This is a genomic window from Anaeromicropila herbilytica (assembly GCF_016591975.1).
Taxonomy (GTDB): Bacteria; Bacillota; Clostridia; order Lachnospirales; family Lachnospiraceae; genus Anaeromicropila; species Anaeromicropila herbilytica.
Genome location: NZ_AP024169.1, coordinates 351,403 through 371,255, shown reverse-complemented (window position 1 = coordinate 371,255; position 19,853 = coordinate 351,403). Strand labels below are relative to the sequence as shown.

The 19,853-nt window shown below is 32.2% G+C and carries 19 protein-coding genes and 1 tRNA gene; 3 read left to right on the top strand and 17 right to left on the bottom strand.

Annotated features, from left to right (window positions below; all coding sequences use genetic code 11):
- Positions 1-451: 451 nt before the first annotated feature.
- From ftsH to bsdtb5_RS01415, 16 genes are all read right to left on the bottom strand, one after another.
- A complete protein-coding gene (gene ftsH, locus bsdtb5_RS01490) occupies positions 452-2,317 on the bottom strand; it encodes an ATP-dependent zinc metalloprotease FtsH (RefSeq protein ID WP_271716032.1) in 1,866 nt (621 codons plus the stop codon).
- 137 nt (positions 2,318-2,454) lie between these two features.
- Positions 2,455-2,976, bottom strand: a complete 522-nt coding sequence (gene hpt / locus bsdtb5_RS01485; protein ID WP_271714288.1) for a hypoxanthine phosphoribosyltransferase — start codon at positions 2,974-2,976, stop codon at positions 2,455-2,457.
- Positions 2,969-4,411 (bottom strand): tRNA lysidine(34) synthetase TilS, encoded by a 1,443-nt coding sequence (gene tilS / locus bsdtb5_RS01480; protein WP_271714287.1) that lies wholly within the window; start codon positions 4,409-4,411, stop codon positions 2,969-2,971. The genes hpt and tilS overlap by 8 nt, the downstream gene beginning before the upstream one ends.
- Before the next feature lie 151 nt (positions 4,412-4,562).
- Positions 4,563-6,866, bottom strand: a complete 2,304-nt coding sequence (spoIIE, locus tag bsdtb5_RS01475; RefSeq protein ID WP_271714286.1) for a stage II sporulation protein E — start codon at positions 6,864-6,866, stop codon at positions 4,563-4,565.
- A 439-nt stretch (positions 6,867-7,305) separates the two neighbouring features.
- A tRNA-Met gene (locus bsdtb5_RS01470) sits at positions 7,306-7,379 on the bottom strand.
- Positions 7,380-7,446: 67 nt separating this feature from the next.
- On the bottom strand, positions 7,447-7,752 hold the full coding sequence (locus bsdtb5_RS01465; RefSeq protein ID WP_271714285.1) for an FtsB family cell division protein: 306 nt from the start codon (positions 7,750-7,752) through the stop codon (positions 7,447-7,449).
- A 49-nt stretch (positions 7,753-7,801) separates the two neighbouring features.
- Complete coding sequence (gene yabQ / locus bsdtb5_RS01460; RefSeq protein WP_271714284.1) at positions 7,802-8,323, bottom strand: spore cortex biosynthesis protein YabQ; 522 nt, start codon at positions 8,321-8,323, stop codon at positions 7,802-7,804.
- A gap of 65 nt (positions 8,324-8,388) precedes the next feature.
- Positions 8,389-8,673, bottom strand: coding sequence for a sporulation protein YabP (gene yabP, locus bsdtb5_RS01455; RefSeq protein WP_271714283.1), 285 nt, complete (start codon positions 8,671-8,673; stop codon positions 8,389-8,391).
- A gap of 71 nt (positions 8,674-8,744) precedes the next feature.
- Positions 8,745-8,984 (bottom strand): RNA-binding S4 domain-containing protein, encoded by a 240-nt coding sequence (locus bsdtb5_RS01450; protein ID WP_271714282.1) that lies wholly within the window; start codon positions 8,982-8,984, stop codon positions 8,745-8,747.
- Positions 8,985-9,202: 218 nt separating this feature from the next.
- Positions 9,203-9,478: an HU family DNA-binding protein gene (locus bsdtb5_RS01445; RefSeq protein ID WP_271714281.1), complete on the bottom strand. Its 276-nt coding sequence runs from the start codon at positions 9,476-9,478 to the stop codon at positions 9,203-9,205.
- Between the two features lie 156 nt (positions 9,479-9,634).
- A complete protein-coding gene (gene mazG / locus bsdtb5_RS01440) occupies positions 9,635-10,345 on the bottom strand; it encodes a nucleoside triphosphate pyrophosphohydrolase (protein WP_271714280.1) in 711 nt (236 codons plus the stop codon).
- 195 nt (positions 10,346-10,540) lie between these two features.
- On the bottom strand, positions 10,541-11,089 hold the full coding sequence (gene spoVT / locus bsdtb5_RS01435; protein WP_271714279.1) for a stage V sporulation protein T: 549 nt from the start codon (positions 11,087-11,089) through the stop codon (positions 10,541-10,543).
- Between the two features lie 265 nt (positions 11,090-11,354).
- Positions 11,355-11,531: a hypothetical protein gene (locus bsdtb5_RS01430; RefSeq protein WP_271714278.1), complete on the bottom strand. Its 177-nt coding sequence runs from the start codon at positions 11,529-11,531 to the stop codon at positions 11,355-11,357.
- A 43-nt stretch (positions 11,532-11,574) separates the two neighbouring features.
- Positions 11,575-12,318 (bottom strand): tRNA pseudouridine(38-40) synthase TruA, encoded by a 744-nt coding sequence (truA, locus tag bsdtb5_RS01425; RefSeq protein WP_271714277.1) that lies wholly within the window; start codon positions 12,316-12,318, stop codon positions 11,575-11,577.
- Between the two features lie 543 nt (positions 12,319-12,861).
- Positions 12,862-14,082, bottom strand: a complete 1,221-nt coding sequence (locus bsdtb5_RS01420; RefSeq protein WP_271714276.1) for an ABC transporter permease — start codon at positions 14,080-14,082, stop codon at positions 12,862-12,864.
- 2 nt (positions 14,083-14,084) lie between these two features.
- Complete coding sequence (locus bsdtb5_RS01415) at positions 14,085-14,861, bottom strand: ABC transporter ATP-binding protein (RefSeq protein WP_271714275.1); 777 nt, start codon at positions 14,859-14,861, stop codon at positions 14,085-14,087.
- Positions 14,862-15,285: 424 nt separating this feature from the next.
- Here bsdtb5_RS01415 and bsdtb5_RS01410 point away from each other — a divergent pair, with 424 nt between their 5' ends.
- The 3 genes from bsdtb5_RS01410 to bsdtb5_RS01400 all read left to right on the top strand — a co-directional run bounded on the left by bsdtb5_RS01410 (position 15,286) and on the right by bsdtb5_RS01400 (position 18,662).
- Complete coding sequence (locus bsdtb5_RS01410) at positions 15,286-16,374, top strand: DUF4097 family beta strand repeat-containing protein (protein ID WP_271714274.1); 1,089 nt, start codon at positions 15,286-15,288, stop codon at positions 16,372-16,374.
- Between the two features lie 177 nt (positions 16,375-16,551).
- Complete coding sequence (locus bsdtb5_RS01405; protein ID WP_271714273.1) at positions 16,552-17,622, top strand: glycosyltransferase family 4 protein; 1,071 nt, start codon at positions 16,552-16,554, stop codon at positions 17,620-17,622.
- A 14-nt stretch (positions 17,623-17,636) separates the two neighbouring features.
- Positions 17,637-18,662 carry a lysylphosphatidylglycerol synthase transmembrane domain-containing protein gene (locus bsdtb5_RS01400; RefSeq protein WP_271714272.1) on the top strand — a complete coding sequence of 342 codons (1,026 nt, stop codon included), beginning with the start codon at positions 17,637-17,639 and terminating at the stop codon, positions 18,660-18,662.
- A 120-nt stretch (positions 18,663-18,782) separates the two neighbouring features.
- Here the strand turns inward: bsdtb5_RS01400 and bsdtb5_RS01395 are convergent, their stop codons facing one another.
- Positions 18,783-19,847: a peptidylprolyl isomerase gene (locus tag bsdtb5_RS01395; protein WP_271714271.1), complete on the bottom strand. Its 1,065-nt coding sequence runs from the start codon at positions 19,845-19,847 to the stop codon at positions 18,783-18,785.
- Between the last annotated feature and the right edge of the window lie 6 nt (positions 19,848-19,853).

Below are 19,853 nucleotides of genomic sequence, written 5' to 3'. Positions count from 1 at the left end.
ATATTACCGTAGTGACTGAATAGCCACGAATTACTTAATTATACTTCTTTATAAGTTCCACAACTTTGCAAATATATACTATTGTATTATAATTTCCATTAATATACAACCAAGTTTAGAATAAAACGCGAGATAATTTCCGATATTTTCCATATGTATTGTGTAAAAAAGGACAGCCATCCGATCTGCTGTCCTTTTTTGGAGAAGGTATTTTTGTTACTTATGGGGTGTAGCAAAAACTATATAATGTATTGGGGTTTACGTATGTTAGTATAACATCCATACCCTAAAAAGTGTGCACAAATTTTTTTCAAAATATTACTTTTTTTTATCTGTTTTGACAACTCTTTTATTTTTATTGTCCTTTTTTCCTAAAAATAAGTAAAATACCCTAATTTTTTATTACACATTTTTGGTAAACCTATGGTTCAAAATCGTACTAACAATTTTTCTATATATCTAATGTCACAGCCTCTACTTCGTTACCATTATCCTTACCTAATGTAAGTCCACGAGATGAGAAAAGACCTTCAAATTCTTCTCTTGTGATTCTTTCCTTTTCAATAAGGAGATTTGCACAACTATGAAGAACATCTAAGTATTCATTCAGAAGACGTCTTGCTTCGGTATAACAATCATCTATGATACCTTTTACTTCTTTATCAATACTTTGAGCAACACCTTCGCTATAACTTCTAGTATGTGCTAGATCTCTACCGATAAATACTTCATCATCATCGTTATCATAGTTTACTAGACCAACTGCATCTGTGAATCCATATTTTGTTACCATAGCTCTAGCTGTCTTCGTTGCAACTTTGATATCTTGTGAAGCACCAGTTGTAATATCATCGAATATGATTTCTTCTGCAACTCTACCACCTAAGTCAACGATAATGTCTTGACGCATTTTTCCTTTTGTATTAAACATCTCATCTTTCTCAGGAAGTGGCATAGTATAACCTGCTGCTCCTGTTCCAGTTGGTATGATTGATACAGTATAGACAGGCCCTACATCAGGAAGTACATGGAATAAGATTGCGTGACCTGCTTCATGATAAGCAGTAATCTTCTTTTCTTTTTCTGAGATAACACGACTCTTCTTCTCTGCACCGATTCCTACTTTGATGAAGGATTTTGTAATATCTTCTTGAATAATGTAACTTCTATCATCTCTTGCTGCATTAATTGCTGATTCATTTAATAGATTTTCAAGGTCCGCTCCAGTAAATCCTGCTGTTGTCTGAGCTACTTGTTTTAAGTCAACATCTTCACCCAATGGCTTTCCTTTTGCATGAACATGAAGAATCTCTTCTCTACCTTTTACATCTGGACGGCCAACTCCAACCTTACGGTCAAAACGACCTGGACGTAAGATCGCTGGATCAAGGATATCAACACGGTTAGTTGCAGCCATTACGATAATTCCTTCATTTACACCGAAACCATCCATCTCAACCAACATCTGATTAAGTGTCTGTTCTCTTTCATCATGACCGCCGCCCATTCCTGTTCCTCTTCGACGAGCAACTGCGTCAATTTCATCGATAAATATAATACATGGAGCGTTTTTCTTCGCTTCTTCGAATAAATCTCTTACACGAGAAGCACCAACACCAACGAACATTTCAACGAAATCAGAACCAGAGATACTAAAGAATGGTACTCCAGCTTCACCAGCAACGGCTTTCGCTAATAATGTTTTACCTGTTCCAGGAGGTCCCACTAATAGAACACCTTTTGGAATTCTAGCACCGACCTGCGTATATTTTTTTGGCGTCTTTAAGAAATCTACAATCTCTTTTAATTCTTCTTTTTCTTCATCTAGACCTGCAACATTCTTAAATGTTGTCTTTTTATTCTCATCCGTGGTCATCTTGGCCCTACTCTTACCAAAATTCATGACCTTACTATTCCCACCACCTCCGGCAGCTTGATTGGATAAGAAGGAGAATAATACTATAATTACTACAAATCCTAATAAATATGGTAGTACATAAGTTAATAACCAACTTGGTTTTTGAATCTCGTGAACAATTGCTGGATGCCCCGCATATTCACTTTCATTATTTATTGTCTGAACATCTGGTACATTAAATGAAGACGATGTTCCATCTTTAAAAGTAACTTTCACTTTTCCAGTAGGTACTTCCTCATTCATATAGATATCAACATTACTAACGTCATCTTCTTTTAGATCTTTTACAAATTTAGAATGATTATATGTCTCGGTATCTGCTTTATTGACCGCCTCATTTAGAAACAATGCCAATACTATAACTGCAAGGATAATTGCATACCAACCTAATCCTTTCATTTGTTTCTTCAAATTAAAACCTCCTCTCAATTTCTCGAGTATTATTATTCTATTTTATTCTTAAATATTACTTACTATATCTATTTTTGAATACTTATTTAAAATTTTATAACTTTTTTATCACATTAAAGATATTATTATTGCTCAACCACTCCGATAAATGGTAGATTTCTATATTTTTGAGCATAATCTAACCCATAACCAATAACGAATTCATCTGGGATGTTAAATCCAACATAATCAACTGGAACCTCTACAACTCTTCGTTCTGGTTTATCTAATAGAGTACAGATTTTAATACTCTTAGGACTTCTAGTACTTAATAGATCAACTAGATTTCTTAAAGTTCTTCCTGAGTCAATAATATCCTCTACGATTAATACATCTTTTCCTTCGATTGGATCATCTAGATCTTTTACAATCTTAACTCTTCCAGAACTTTCTGTTGCATCCCCATAACTTGATACAGACATAAAATCTAAGGATACTGGTACTGTAATTCTCTTGGATAATTCTGTTGTGATATAGATTCCGCCTTTAAGAACACAGATTAAATGTATTTCTTTTCCTTCATAATCCTTACTAATCTGTTTTCCAAGTTCTCTAATCTTTGCATCAACATCTTCTTCGCTTATTAGTACCTTAATTTTGTCAGCCATTATTATTTCCTCCATCAACCTTAACTATTAATATTTTTTCTGTTTGTTCATTTACTTTATATGCCTCACTAATACGGTCCCCCAAGATCCACATGATGTGATCACCATCTGCTAATAAAGGAATCCGATCTCTTAATTCTCTTGGCACTTTTTTATCAATAAATAATGATTTAATTTTTTTTCTGCTTCCTTTTTGATCTATTTGAAGAAAATCGCCTTCTCTTCTAGTCCTAAGGGAAACAGTATTTTTTATTCTATCATAATCAAACCATTTCGTACACCCATTTGTAGGAATTATTAGATTTTTTTTATAATTTATAAGTTCAAATTCTAATTTCCACTTGTGGTCCTCATCATAATACTCACCAGGGATGTGAATCTTCGTATCTTCTATACGCAGATCTTTTTCACCAAGATTTTCTATAATCAAATCTTTCGCCCTAGGAATTACTTTTCTATGCTTTCCAAAAATAATTTTATCGTAATCTTTCCTCACTTCGATATCGTAAGGTAAATCAACCTTTTTACCAACGCTTTTATCAATGAGTTCTAGTACAATCTCCACATGCTTATTCTCAATATCTTTTAAACCACCTGAGATCTTTGATAGGATATAACGAACCAACTCTTTCTGAATTACGATATCCTCTTTCATTATCGCATTAACATAGATAAAATATTCTTTTCTTATCTCATCATAAGAAACAATTCTATCATAACATTCTAACATATTATTCTCTATATATGCTACTACTTCTGACAAAATATTTCCGCTTGATACAATATGTTCCATTGCTTTTTGATTAATCTCACTTGTAACATATGGAAGTACTTTACGCCTAATTTTATTTCTTGTATATTCCTCCAACAGATTGGTTTTATCTATTTTGAACCCTTCGCCTAATTGCTCAAGGTATTCTTCAATTTCATCTCTACTTACACATAACAATGGACGTATAATCTCTCCACGAACTGCACGAATTCCCGTTAACCCTTTAATTCCTGATCCACGAAATAGATTAAATAAGATTGTTTCAGCACTATCATTTCTATTATGTGCTATCGCAATCTTTCTACACCCTTTTTCTTCACATACTTTGTAAAATGCATCATATCGAACTTGTCTTCCTGCCTCTTCTTCTGATAGCTTGCTATCGCTTGCTATCTTCTTTACCTCTTCGTGAAAAATCGTAATAGGAACATTCTCTCTTTCACACAATTCTTTTACAAATTCCTCATCTTCTTTTGCCTCGTCACCACGGATTCCATGATTCACATGTACAACCTCTAAGTGAAGATGATAGATTTCTCTTAACCTAAGCATGACAAAGAAAAGACAGACGGAATCGGCTCCTCCTGAGACGCCAAGTACAATCTTATCTTTCTCATTTATCATACTATTTGCTTTTATATACTGTAATACCTTATTAATCATAAGTTCTCCTAGCTTATCCCTACGCTTACTTACTACTTATACCCTAAGCTATAATTAAGCTTAGGTGAATCGACTATTTAGTAAAGTTTTCTTCATTTTACAACTACTTTTTATAAATTTCAACTATAATGCTACGCTGAATTTAACTGCTTTATTTCTTCCATATCCCTGCTACCATAACAGTCATATCATCCTTAGCTGTATGATTGTTTTGCTCAATTGCTTTTTCAAGAATATAATTTGCAAGTTCCCCAGCATTTGTTATCTTTGAATCCATTAATATTTTCTCCATATAGGCCTCTTTTTCTTCTATTGGCAAGCATTCTAATACCCCATCTGTAACCATCACGATGTAATCCCCATCGTAGATTTTCTTGGATATTCCTTCAAAGTCAACTTGATTGAATACTCCTATTGGCATAGAAGCGCTTGTAATAGTTTCTACATGATTATCTCTAATTATAAAAGTTGATGCTGCTCCAATCTTAATAAAATCGCATACTCCTGTATATAGATTTAGTATTCCCATATCAACTGTTGAAAACGACTCTTCTTCTGACTTTAATACCAGAATAGAGTTGATAAGTTTTATAGCAGACTCCTCCTTGAATCCCGCCTCCATGAATTGCTCTAATAATTCAATCACTGACTGACTTTCTGTACATGCCTTCACTCCACTTCCCATTCCATCAGATAGCGTCATAATCATCTCACCACTTGGGAGGGTAATAAAAGAATAATTGTCTCCAGATATTCTTTCACCTATTTTAGTGGCTCTTGCTATTCCAGTAAGTGCCTTGTAATTCGTATCCTCAACGAAGGCAATCGTATCATATTCCTTTGCAATAACATTTTTGGTTCCATCCTTTGGCTTCATTCTTTTTAATAATATTTCACTTAACATACCCGCAGCTTCTCTTGTAGTAATGCATCTTCCTTTTTCGGTCTTTGCTTCCATATAGATTTCTTGCTTCTTATTCCTTTTCTCAAGAATTGCAATTTGCTTGACCTCTATATGATTTATTCTCATTTTATGGATAATATATTCTTCCATTGTCTCACTTACACTTACAGTATCATATAAATCAAGAGAAAAATCATCTAAGATATTGGCCACCTCGCTTAGTTGTAGTGCAATAGCTTCTCTGCTATCTGCCATTCGATTCTTCCAGTTCAGATTAATCTTGGCTAGCTCTAGACTTTTATTAGTTTCTTGCAAGAACTCTTTCATGTTGATACAACGATTTAAAAATGCATCCGGAACATCTCCCTCCATTATATAACCATTTCTTTCTGCTGAACTTAGCATGGAAAACGCAGCTTTATATGTATCATAGAATTCCTTCTTCCAACAGAAATCACATTTGGAACATTTTTTACACAGCTTTTCTGATACATCATCAAAGATTCGATCAATATCCTGCCTATTTAAGATTGATTTTTTCTCCGAGATTGTTTGGAAGGTATAGGATAGTTTCTTAAAAGATTCTGAGAACTCTTTTAATTTTCCTACTGCAATGCTTTGGATATTGTCTTTTATAAAGATATCTTCTTTATTCTCTCCGTTTTCTCGCTCCCCTATATCAATTTTATATATCAAACTACTTGGCAATAAAAGAAATAGAATCGTACTTGATGAGAGAGCTCTAAGACTACTTAACTCCATCATATTCTTGGAATACAGATATTGAAATACGAGTGCACCAAGTAGAAATGCAATCGCTGCTCCAATTCTTCCAACTTCACGAAACATACCCGCAAGAATTCCTAGGATACACATCGTACCAATTACACTTATGGTATTATTCTGAATTCCTAATACAATGCCACATGCCGCTCCAGCAATTGATCCCGTCCCTGCTCCATATTTGTACCCTAATAGTAACACCAAGAAGTACGCACCCGTTTCTACAAAGGAAAAATTAATCGTATCATATCTTGGTATTGCATATACAAATACCCCAACAATAATAGAAAGACTAATAATCTGTTCATTGTTTAATACTTGTCCTTTTTTCGAATATAGAATGTAGTCAATTCCCCTCTCAAATATTCCAGTTGCCGCAAATACTACAACACCTTCTAATATAGCAAGTATGATATAGTAATCCGAATTCACCATGAGCATTCCTTTGGTAATTCCCATTATTGTGATAACCACCGCTGATAGACTTGCTATGATACCTACCGTTATTTTCTTTCCCTGATTTTCAATAAGAGCTGTAACTAGCATAATGGCTAACATAGATAATCCGTATTTTGCTACATCAATTAGAGGCATTCTTGTAGCCATACCAGCTAATACAGATAAGAAAATATATCCCCTAACTTTCTTCTCCAGATATACCGCTGCAAAAAATCCAAGTGCTAATGGATTAATTCCAAAGAAAGCTGATCTTGCAATCATCACCCCCAATACATTCACTAATATCATTCTTTTATCAATTTGCTTCATTCTCATTTCCTCCTATAGATAGCTGTTAAGCACGTATTATAGGAGACTGGATATAAAATGTTTGTCAAAAGCTAGGTCGTATTCCTAAAAACTTTTTGACAATATTTCCGTGGTATGGTTGTTAAAATCGATTCAAGGGAGTTCAGTAGAATTAAGATGTTAATGGTAGGGGTTCATACTAAGAAGAAGGAGGGAACTCCTACTTTTATACTTTATACTAAAATAATTTCTACAAATGGTTTCAATTATGCACATTAACTTAATAACAGATTAAGAATGGCTTTTGACTCTCAAATATAACTCATTCTTTATAGTTTTATAAAATATATATAATTAATTATCAGCTGTTCAATATTCGACTATCAAACAGATAACAAAAAAAGGATATGCATTAAATATAATACATATCCTTCTTATTTCTTCTATTCAATTATAGTAATAGCGAAGGACGGATTTGAACCGCCGACACCACGGGTATGAACCGTGTGCTCTAGCCAACTGAGCTACTTCGCCGAACTGACGAAGTACATTTTACCCTATTTTTTTCAACTTGTCAACTATTAATCATCAGATTTGTAAGTTAATTATTATCCGCTTTAAAGATTATTTCGTCTTTATATACTAGTCCTAGTTTTTCTCTTGCTATTTCTTCAATATATTTTTTAGTTTTCATATATGCTTTTTGTTCTTCTAAGTCTTTGGTACGCGCTTTTTCGTCCGTAAGTTCTTGCTGTACTTCAACCATTTGCTTTGCATATGCTTTTCTCTCTTGATCCAGTCCCAGTCTTTTAAATGTTACAATACCACATATTAATAGAACTACAATGGCAATCATCCCATAACCATTCTTACTCTTTGCTCGTCTTCTTCCCCTTCTTTTTTTCATTCCTTCACCTTATTACCTTCCAAATATTTATCCTGAAATCATTATAATCTTAACGTTTTGTTATTGATATTTTAAATGTTTTAGCGATTTTTTTCAATAGTTTTATGGTATACTTTCTTAATTTATTTAATTTATGTAAGACGAATCTGATAATACCTACCACTTTTTTTCTTATAAAATTTAGAAATTTAAGAATTTTACCAATAACAAATCGAAAAGGTGATAAAAGAAAGTATATGATTTTCTTTATAATTTCAATAATTTTATTAAGCAGAAAAGATATACCATTCACAATATATTTACTTAGCAAAAGGTTATATATGATCATACCAAGAAGCATTCCCATAATAGAAAATCCACGAATGATTCCGTCATTCTCTATATACATCATCATAAATATAAACACACTACTCAGTATCCAAAATAAAACATCTTCTAATGCCACCATAAATTTAGAGTGTTCAATAATTCGCCTCAAAATACGAAGAATATCATACACAATGAGCATAATGATTCCAGATGCAACTGAGGCTATGAAAAACTTTGCTTGTAACCCGATAATTTCACTCATCACTATCTCCATTCTGCGAAACCACCGCGAATTTAGACGTCTGGTCGCTCTTTATTCACACAAATCTATTTGAATAACCTTCCAAGGAATGATTCATTCGATTTAGTTTGAGAAGAATCTGAATAAGTTAAACTATCTATTCTACCATCTACATCAACTTCCCCTTTTTCAAGAGTTAGTCGATTCACATGAAGTTCAGCACCTCGTATCATAAGAATCCCCTGTTCTGTTTCTAATAACACTTCTTCAGAGTCAAAGGATAACACATCATTCACACCACTTATCATGGCTGATTTTCTGGCAATTAGATTTACTTTATGACCTCTAGAAACTTGTTGTTTGTCCTCCATAAAAAACCTCCTAATATACTTTATATACATACTCCCTAAAGTATATTAGAAGGTTCTCTAATTCATGCCTATTATAAATATTTATATAGCTCTTTTGCATCATCTTTACGAACTGTCTCTTGTACATCAAGTACTTCTACTTTAACTTCTTTATTTCCAAATTGAATCTCAATTATGTCTCCAGATTTTATAGTAGCAGATGCTTTTGATACTTTTCCATTTACAAGTACTCTTCCAGCATCACAAGCTTCATTTGCTACTGTTCTTCTCTTAATTAACCTAGAAACTTTTAAAAATTTATCTAGTCTCATCTCTTTTTCAGCTCTCTTTCTTATTTATATTTTAGTAATATTACTATAGAAAACATATTGTTTATAAATCAAACTCCTAGCTAAGCGTGTTCTGCTTCCATCGGATTTTTTCTAGTGTATATCCTTCTCCAATTATTCTTAATTTATAGGAAAAGTGAAACAATATCCTATAAATAAAAAAAAGGTTGCTCCTTCGAGCAACCTTAAACAACTTCAAACTAAGCGTTGATAACGTCTTTTAAAGCTTTACCAGCTTTAAATTTTGGTGCTTTTGAAGCTGGAATAGTCATAGTTTCGTTTGTTTGTGGATTTCTACCTTCTCTTGCTGCTCTTTCAGATACTTCAAAAGTTCCGAAACCAACTAATTGGATTTTTTCACCTTTTACTAATTCTTCTGTCACTACATCAATGAATGCTTTTAAAGCTTTTTCTGAATCTTTTTTTGATAATTCAGTTTTTTCAGCAATTGCTGCAACTAATTCTGCTTTGTTCATGGATAAACTCCTCCTCTAATCTTAATTATATTGTTTTCGAATAATCAAAAGTATCTTCTTATTTCGATTATTTCACCCGTCCCCATAGTTGTACTATGTTCATCTATGGATTTCTCTTAAATGCTTAATCTCGCTGATTTACGAGCATTTTCACATCTACAAATTATTTATAAACTTATCTGTGGCATTTGTCAAGGAATTTTCTGCATTTGAGCCTAAAAATATGGATAAATTAACGATTCCGAGCAATAATGAACCATATTTGTCATCTATTTCATCTTTTGAAGGTTCTTCTCTTAATGTTTTCATGTCATGAAGCGCTTCTTGAATCTTTTCTAAGGCTTCTTCATATGTGTTCACACCATAACCTGCTCTTGCTGCTTTCTTTAATACTTTCTGTGCCCGAATGCTTGCTGGAAATGCTCTTGGCACCTTTTTGATACTTTCTATTTCGCTCTCTTCTTGTTTCTCTTCTTTCTTAATGCTTTCCCATCTTTCAAGCACTTCTTCTGTATTAGCTACTTGTTCTTTTGAGAATACATGAGGATGTCTACGGATCATTTTTTTAGCAACCTCATCAATCACATCATTTATAGTAAATTCTTTTTCCTCTTCTGCTATGACTGAATGTAAAGCTATTTGTAACAAGATATCACCTAATTCCTCACGTAAATTACTGATATCTTTATTATTAATTGCTTCAACTGCCTCATAACACTCCTCAATCATGGGAGTTTTTAATGATTCATGTGTTTGTTCTTTATCCCATGGGCAACCGTTCTCCCCTCTTAATATGCGGATAATATCAATAAATTCATCAAAGCTATACTTTTTTGAACTATCATTGTTTTGTATTTTATCTATCATACTTATTCCCTTCCTTTTTCAATTTTCTATCCTCTTTCACCTCTTAATAGTTGCATTATAACACCTCGATTCAGGAAGGTAAAGAAAGCTATCATGCTAGTCTTATTTTAAGATAAACTATCACTAAGTGTTTTACCCACAAATCCTAATAAATATAAAAAACACGTAAGTAAACTTACGTGTTTTTTATATTTATTATTGTTCCATCTGCTTTCCTAAAAATCCAGATGCTGCTAACGCTAATTTTGATTCTACTTCGCCAAATTTCAACTTTTCATCTTTGGTAAGAATAATTACAGCTCCAATTGCATCGCCCTCTGTAATAATTGGACTAACAACTTGGTAAGTATACTCAGATTCGTCATCATTTGTTACCTTAACATAATTTTTATCATCTTTTGCTGCAATTACATTTTCGCGTTCATTAATAACTTCTTCTAATTCTTTACTAATTGATTTACCTATATAATCTTTTTTTGAAGTTCCTGATGCTGCAATCAATTGGTCACGGTCAGCTATACAAACAATGTGGCCAGTTGTTTGAGCTAATGAGTCTGCATATTGTTTCGCAAATTGGCTAAGTTCTCCAATAGGTGAATATTTTTTTAAGATAATTTCACCTTCTCTATCCGTAAAGATTTCTAACGGATCTCCTTCTCTTATTCTAAGAGTACGGCGAATCTCTTTTGGTACAACAATACGGCCTAAATCATCTATTCTTCTTACTATACCTGTTGCTTTCATGCATGCATTTCCTCCATTAAATTTGTATTGAATGTAGAGCTATTACTCTCTATTCTAAGTGTTTGTTAAATGGTGGAATTTTATACAATGAAATTAATAATTTTATGATAATTTCCTATAATTTTTTGTGCAAAATGAAATGTGCCTAGTGTTTTGTAATCATTTGCTTTATCTTTGCATTACTATCTTCTCATAGTAATGCACTTTATGAAAAAAGTAGCGTTGTATGCGAACCTGATTGCCTATCAACGCATAGTGCTTATTGCTAAAATGCTTTTGGTTTAAAATCCTTAACAGGCACCATATAGTTTGATTTCTTGCAATTAGGACATACAAAATGTTCTTTTTTCATAAAGTAAGCATATCGACATATAGAATATAAGATAACAATAATTAGAATAACAATTGCGAATAGCAGTATTCTATACGAAAAGTCCTCCATAATATTTCCCCCATTACTATCATTTTATATCTTCATAATTTCCTTAATACTCAACTCTTTTCAAAAATAAACCTACCGAACTAACCGTTGGTCCTGCATTCTTTCGATTACGGCTTTCTAATATTCTCTTAATATCTTCTGGTTTCATTTTCCCTTTACCTACTAATATAAGAGTTCCTACCATAATTCGAACCATATGATACAAAAAGCCGTTACCTTTTATGCTGATTCTTATCTCATCCTCTTCCTTATCAATATCAATCGACTCTATAATTCGAATTGTCGTTCTATCATCATTCATCCGTGATGCGAATGCCTGAAAATCGTGTTCTCCTATTAGATATCTAGATGCCTCTTTCATAGCATTTATATCATAAGAAAAAGGTTCATGTAATGCATATTTTCTTGTAAATACATTTGCAACCTCTCTTGTATCAATATGATATTCATATGTTTTTGACTTAGCATCATATCTACTATGAAATTCTTTCTGAACTTCTTCTATATCAGTGATTGAAATACCTTCTGGTAGCGAATGATTCAAAGTCCTGAAGATATCCTCTAACCCCATCGTACTTCTAGTATGAAAGTTAGCGATTTGAGCAAAGGCATGTACTCCAGTATCCGTTCTACCAGATCCTATTATCTTAATAGCCTCACCTAATAATTTGCTTATATTCTGTTCCAAGATATCTTGAATGCTTTTCTCACCATGCTCGCTGCCTAAACGCTGCCATCCCAAGAACCTGCTACCATCATACATAATTGTTAATTTAATATTTTTCATAAAAACTCCATCTATTGACTTTCTTAACACACAAATCCGTGGTGTGAAATTGCTTAATACCTCACACCATCTACACATCTATTGCTTGCTCGCAAACTTAAATTCAATGTATAAAATTCTTTTTACAGTACATTATTTTCCATCTGTCACCTTTTGCGACATAAAAATCAAGGGTGTAATACGGTTTGTTTCACACTATACACGAGCTCCCTTATATGGCATTATACTTCAATCTAATTTAGATTGCACTACTTATAATAAACGTTTGATTATGACCTATCTCATAACCTTCCCTGGTCATTTGAACAAAACAGAAGAAGCGAATGCGCCTTTGAACCTGTATTAGAAGTTCTTGTTCTCAGATAATTTTGTGTTATAACCTCAAGCAGATCTGTCTGAACAATGTGAGTTATCTGCTTGAGGTTATGTTTTACACAAAAGTATCTGAGAACTAGAACATCTTATACAGGTTCAATGAAGCATTCGCTTTTTCTGTTTTGTTCAAATGACCTAGACACCCTATCGTAAGTCAATCTAACCCTATTATGCGTTAAACATTACTTTTTCATTATTAAATGCACTAGAAATTACAGCTGTAAGTATTGCACCTAGTCCAACATTGCTTAATAAAGCAAATGCTAATTGTACTGTTGTAAGATCTCCAGTTAGAAGACCCTGAATGGATAAAGCACTACCGTATACTGGAATTGCAAAGTAATAAGAATCTGGTGTACCGCTTGATACCATAGTGATCATACCAGCAACTAATACAATAATATAGATCGGTGTAACATAAGTAGTTGCTTCTTTTGCTGTTCTTGCGAATACAGCCACACCTGCAACTAAACCGACATATAAGAATACAAGTGTCAACATAATAGCAAGTAACTCAATAATTTGCACTGCTGAAAAACTCATTGTCAAACCTAAGTCTGCACTATCTGACATATTCTTCATCATCATAGGGAATGCCACAATCATACCCACCGCATAAACTGCAGCTGATAACATAGATAGTATACTTAAAGATATTAATTTACCAAGTACAATATCTCTTCTTTTGATAGGTGTAATTAACATACTTGCTAATGTTCCTCTTTCTTTTTCACCTGTAATTGCATCAACGCCTAATGACATTGCACTTGCAAAAAGCATAAATGTAATTAAGTAAGGTAATAAAGAACCTAATACCTTTCCACTAGCTTTATCTTCATTCATGATAACGGAAGAATCACTATTCACATCAACATTGAAGACAGATAAACTTTCTAAGTTACCAAATCTTTGTTGTAATAATTGTTGCTTATAAGAAGCTAATACTGTATCTACAAATTCTGTTCTTGCACTCTGGGAGTAATCTTCGGATGGGTTATAATAAGTCTTTACTTCTGGAATCTTATCTCCATCTTTATAATTTGTAATACTATCAAGAAAACCTTGATCAAATACAACTAATACATCTTTTTTTCCTTTAAGGATTCCGTCTTTATAAGCTTTGATATCTGAATCACTTTCTATTGTTTTAATTTTGCCATTGAAAGAGATTGATTTCATAAAGTCTGCAAAGCCTTCTGGCTCATTTTGAATTGCTATGATTGGTACATGTTTCTCAATATCTGCCTCTTGATTGGAAGCTAACTGTCCCATTAAGGCATAAATACCTATAATTAATACAACAGGTAAGATAAATAAACTCACAACTAATTTTTTATCACTAAATACTCTTGATAATTCTTTTGCTACAATCGTTTTAATTCCGTTCATACTTATACCTCCTCTACATTATGCTCTTTGTATAATTGAAAGAATGCATCTTCTAAATCACTTGTTTTTGTCTCTTCTAATATTTCATTTAATGTTCCTTCTGTTACCTTTTTACCATTAATAATGATACCAATTCGATCACATAATTTTTCAGCTTCTGACATGATATGTGTCGATATAATAACAAGCTTACCTTCTTCTTTTAATTGTTTTAAGTAATCCGTTACACTTCTTGCTGTTACAATATCAAGTCCATTTGTTGGTTCATCAAAAATAATTACTTCTGGATCATGTACTAAACTAACTGCAATTGCTGCTTTTTGTTTCATACCAGTAGATAGATCATTAATCTTTTTATCTTTAAAATCATGGATTCCAAAATAACTAAATAACTTTTCTTGACGTTCTTTAATTGTTTTATCATCAATACCATGTAATCTACCAAAAAACTTAAACATATATTCCGGAGAGAATTGAGGATCTAATTTAATCTCATTCGTTAAGAATCCTATCTTTTTACGAACTTCTTCTCCTTCTTTTACTGTATCGAATCCACATACACTTACATTACCATCTGTTGGTTTTAAAAGTGTTGCAATACATCTTAAGGTTGTTGTCTTACCAGCTCCATTTGGTCCTAGTAACCCATAGATTTCACCCTTACTTGCTTTTAAGCTTACTCCATCTACAGCCTTCTTCATATTCTTTTTCGTTTTTTGCTCTTGCATCTGTTTCTTAGATAACTTATAGACTTTCGTTAGATTATTAATCTCAATCATTCTTCTTCCTCCCAAACTTATTATCCTTAATAACTTCTATTTATCGTAAAACCACACGATTTCAAGCAGTCTACATACTGCTTGAATCATAGTTGACCATATTACATATCTATCTTATAGCTAGGAACCGAGCTTCATATCTGATTCAATGGCAATATTACTATTCTAAAGAAGTGTTAGGTATCACTCGCCAATATGTAAAACCAACTTTACATTTAAGATATCATAGATAAGATATAATGTCAAGTCGATTTTACATTTTTCATTTTTCTGTAATTTCTGTTTCTTTTTTTGTAATTATAGCTATACGATTAGTTTCTTCCATATTTTGTTGACATTGTATACTATACCGCGTATAATATTCTAAATAAAACAGTATTATATACACAAGATTATGAATAGACATATATTTAGGAGGGATTAAATGAAATCATTTAAAAGAGTAATGTACACGGTAGCTGGAGGAATGATATTACTTGGTATTATTCTTGCAATAGTCGGCTTCCTGTTAGGTGGAGGTGGCTTATTTACAATTAATAGCCATGGAATATCTTCTAACAACTCAATCATTCACTTTCAACATGGTAAGATAATGAGTAACAACTATTCCACTTTCAAGCAAAAAAAAATAGCTTTAGGCAATATAAAGAACATTAAGATCAATACAAATGATTCCAACATCAGGGTGATAGAAAGTGATTCATTTTCTATTGAATATACCTATCTAAGTGGTAATGGCAAACCTTGTCATACAGTAAAAGATGGAGAACTTATCTACGACGAACCTAATACAAACGGCTTCTCCTTTTCTTGGGGAGACGATAATGATGATAATTACTACATCAACTTATATATTCCAAAGAATGCTTCCTTAGACTCCTTTGATATTGATTCATCCTCTGGTGATATATCGGTTAGTAACTTTACAGCAAAATCATTATCAATAAACAGTTCCTATGGTGATGTAGATATTGATAATGTAATATCTACAAATACTAAAGTTAAACTGTCCTCTGGTGATAGCGAGATTACTAATATAAACACCGATGTACTTGATTATAATAATTCTTATGGGAACGCTGATTTCAGCTCTATTAATACGTTAAACCCCACTGATACTAATAAAAATGGTAAAATATCGTTAACCCTATCAAGTGGTGATACTACAATAGATAAATGTACTGCAAATAAACTCGAAATGAAAAATTCTTATGGAGACATCGAGCTTAGTCAAGTGAACGCCACAGACATGACTGGCGATTTAAGTAGCGGTTCTATAACCGCAGAAAATTGCGATCTCGGCAACACAAACATTGATAGTAAATATGGAGATGTAACTTTAGGTTTGTCCAAAGCTATATCTATGTATGATTATAATATTAATTGTGATTATGGTGATGTTACCATAGACAATTCAGAGTATGAAGGTAATGTTTTATCTTCCAATAATCATCCAAATAAAATAACGATTGACGCTAGTAGCGGTGATGTAGATTTATCATTTTTAAAATAATTTTGATATCCGTCTTAAGATTCATTCCATTTTCTCATAAAATAGTGTAAAATGGTTATACTAGTATCAGTACAATCATAATTTTAAGAAAAACTTAAGATATTATTTACGTAAAATAAATGTTTGCCGTATATCATACAAGGTATACGGCAGAACACATATGTTAGGGGATTAGATATGAAAACAATTAATATGTTATCAAAAGCAGATACCGTACAAGGTCAAGGTGTACTCTCTGCTCATGATGAGCAAGTAAATCTGGTGAAACAAGATTTATCTAACGAATATGAGATAATGGAAAACAAGATAAAGTTATGTGATATCATGCATTATCACACGATTAACTTCCGTTATTTTTTATCATTACCATTTGCTAAAATTAAAGGTAAGACGGTTGGATATGTTCACTTTTTACCAGAAACGCTAGAAAAAAGCATTCATTTACCAATTGGGATTAAACAGATCTTTTATTGGTACGTAATTCGTTTTTATAAAAGCATGGATTACCTTGTAACCGTTAATCCATATTTTATCAAACGATTAGCATCTTATGGAATTAGCTCGGACAAAGTAACTTATATACCTAATTTTGTATCCTCAGAACTCTTTTATCCTCTTCCCGTTAGTAGCAAATCAGACCTTAGGAAAAAATACGGATTAGATGAACATAAATTTACCATTCTATGTGTTGGACAACTACAAATAAGAAAAGGTATTATTGACTTTATTAAAATTGCAAAAAAATTAAAAGATGTCCAATTTATTTGGGCTGGAACATTTGCCTTTGGCAAAATCTCTGATGGATATGACGAGATTAAAAAAATAGTAAACAATCCTCCAAGTAATGTCAAATTCGTTGGCCTAATTAAAAGAGAAGATATGAATGAATTATATAATTTATCCGATGTTATGTTCTTACCTTCTTTTGAAGAACTCTTCCCAATGACAATTCTTGAATCTATGAATTGTGGTATACCAATTTTACTTCGTGATATTGAGATTTATGAAGATATTCTTTTTGATTTCTATTTACGTGGTAAAAATATTGATGATTTTATTTCTATTATTTCAAGACTTCGTACCGATCAGGAATATTATCATAATGCTTCACAGCTTTCTTTAAAGGGGCATGATTTTTATAGTAAAGAACATGTATCTAAAATGTGGGCTGAGTTCTATCAAAAAGTAACTCAAGATCAAAAGATAAAGAGAAACATAGGTAAAAAATATTCTATTTATCGACCTTAAAAAGGATTAGATTTATGAAAAACAATAAAATTAACGCACTCATTATTATAGGTTCTTTTGTACTACTAATCGGTTATTTATTATTAATGGATAACCCAAAGGACTTGTTAAATGCATTCATGTCAGCTCAATTCGAACATCTGCTACTTGCACTTGCCTGCATCTGCTTATATTGGTTATTAGAATCTCTCATTTTAAAGAACATTAGTAGAACTCAATCAAAAAAACTAAGCACCTTCGCGTGCTTACGAACTACAATGGTAGGTCAATTATTCAACTGTATCACTCCTTTTCAAAGTGGTGGGCAACCAGTTCAAGCTATGCTTTTAGCAAAATATGATGTTCCAATCGGTGAGGCATCTTGTATATTATTAACTAAATTTATCGTTTATCAAACAATATTAACATTTTATTCATTTTTTGTATTATTGTTTCGTTTACAATTCTTTGTAACTCATGTATCAGGATTTACTTTACTTGTATTAGTTGGATTCTTAATTCATATATTAGTGGTAGCATTCCTTATTGGCATTGGATTCTTTCCAAATTCCACAAAGAAAATACTTATAAAGATAATACATTTTCTTCATAAAATAAAGGTCATTAAGAATATTACGAAAACTATCAATAAACTTGATAATGAATTAGATGGATTTTATAGCAATTTTAAAATTCTTAAAAAGAACTTAAAAACGCTGCTTTTACCTTCGATTTTAACTGTTCTACAACTTACAGCATTTTTTGTAATTCCATACTTTGTATGCTTTTCCTTAGGCGTTACAAATATTTCATTATTCGATGTAATTTGTGCAAGTGCTTTTGTATTAATGATAACATCCTTTATTCCAACACCAGGAGGATTTGGTGGTGCAGAAGGAAGCTTTTATTTAATATTTCGTGTATTCTTTCCAAAAGTTGCACTTCTTGCGATTGCAATTATTCTATGGAGAGTATTCACATTCTACTTACCAATCATAGTAGGTATCTTTTTTACAAAAATATTATATCGTTCAAAAGAGGATAAAGCCTCCATTGTATAAAAAAAATGGCAAAATCAAATTTGATTTCGCCATTTTTTTATTATAATATATTTCCGATTTATTTATTTTGGTTTTCTTAAATTATGAAGTTTATAAATCAAAGCGAGGAGTTAAAGAGCATTACTTATTATCAATCTCTGTTACAGTTTTATCTTCCTTATTATGATCTACAAAATAAGCCTTCTTCCACATTGTCTCATTAACAGCAATTTTAAAATCCTTTGACCACTTTTTATATAGACTTTGGAATTCTTTGTCTTGTCGTTCTGCAATGATTTCTTCTTTCTTATTTGCGGTAGCATCTTCGTCATTATCACTAACACAATAGATGATGTAATAACCATTCTCACCTTTTACAATGTCACTCATCTGTCCTTTTTTTAATGCAAAAGAAGCATCTTCCACTGCTTTTTCCTTTTCACCTTTGCCAAAAGTATCTTCAACATCAACAGCATCCGTATTTTCCTCTGCCAGTGTATAAAAGTCGTCTGTCTTTTTTGCTTCTTTTAAGAGCTTTTTCACTTTTTTTAACGCAGCTTTTTTCTCTTCTTCACTAAGATTTACTTCTTTATCATTCTGATCTTTACCACTTGTCTGAATAAAGATCTGCCATGTTGTTATTTGCTTTGCTTCATCATTTGAGATATTCGTATCTACATTATTGGTTGCTACGTCAAATACTTTACTTGCCAAATAATTATCAGAATATACCTTGCTTATTAACTCATCCGTTACTGCATGTTCTTTTATATATTTATCACTTATTGAGCTCATATATTTCCTTACTTCACTGGCTATCTCATCTTTTTCATCTTGAGTTAATTTTACTCCTAATTCTTTTGCCTTCAATCCCATAATCTTCATTTGAACAATTTGATCAATTACTTCTTGTTTGGCTTGTTCCTCAAATGTCTTGCCATTTCCAAGATCAAATCTCCATATAGAACTTCCAAATTGATCTTCATAATTATTTTTTAGTTCTTGCATATAGACCGATACTTCATCATATCCAACTTGAATATCATTAACGGTTAATATTAAAGAACGATTTGTTAAATCTCCTTTTAATTCATACTTTATATTACCACCAGCGGCATTCTCTTTATTTGCTCCATTTTTACAAGCTGTTAGTGCTAGTGCTGTTAGTAATGTACTTACCAACAATATATACTTTACTCGTCTCATAAATTC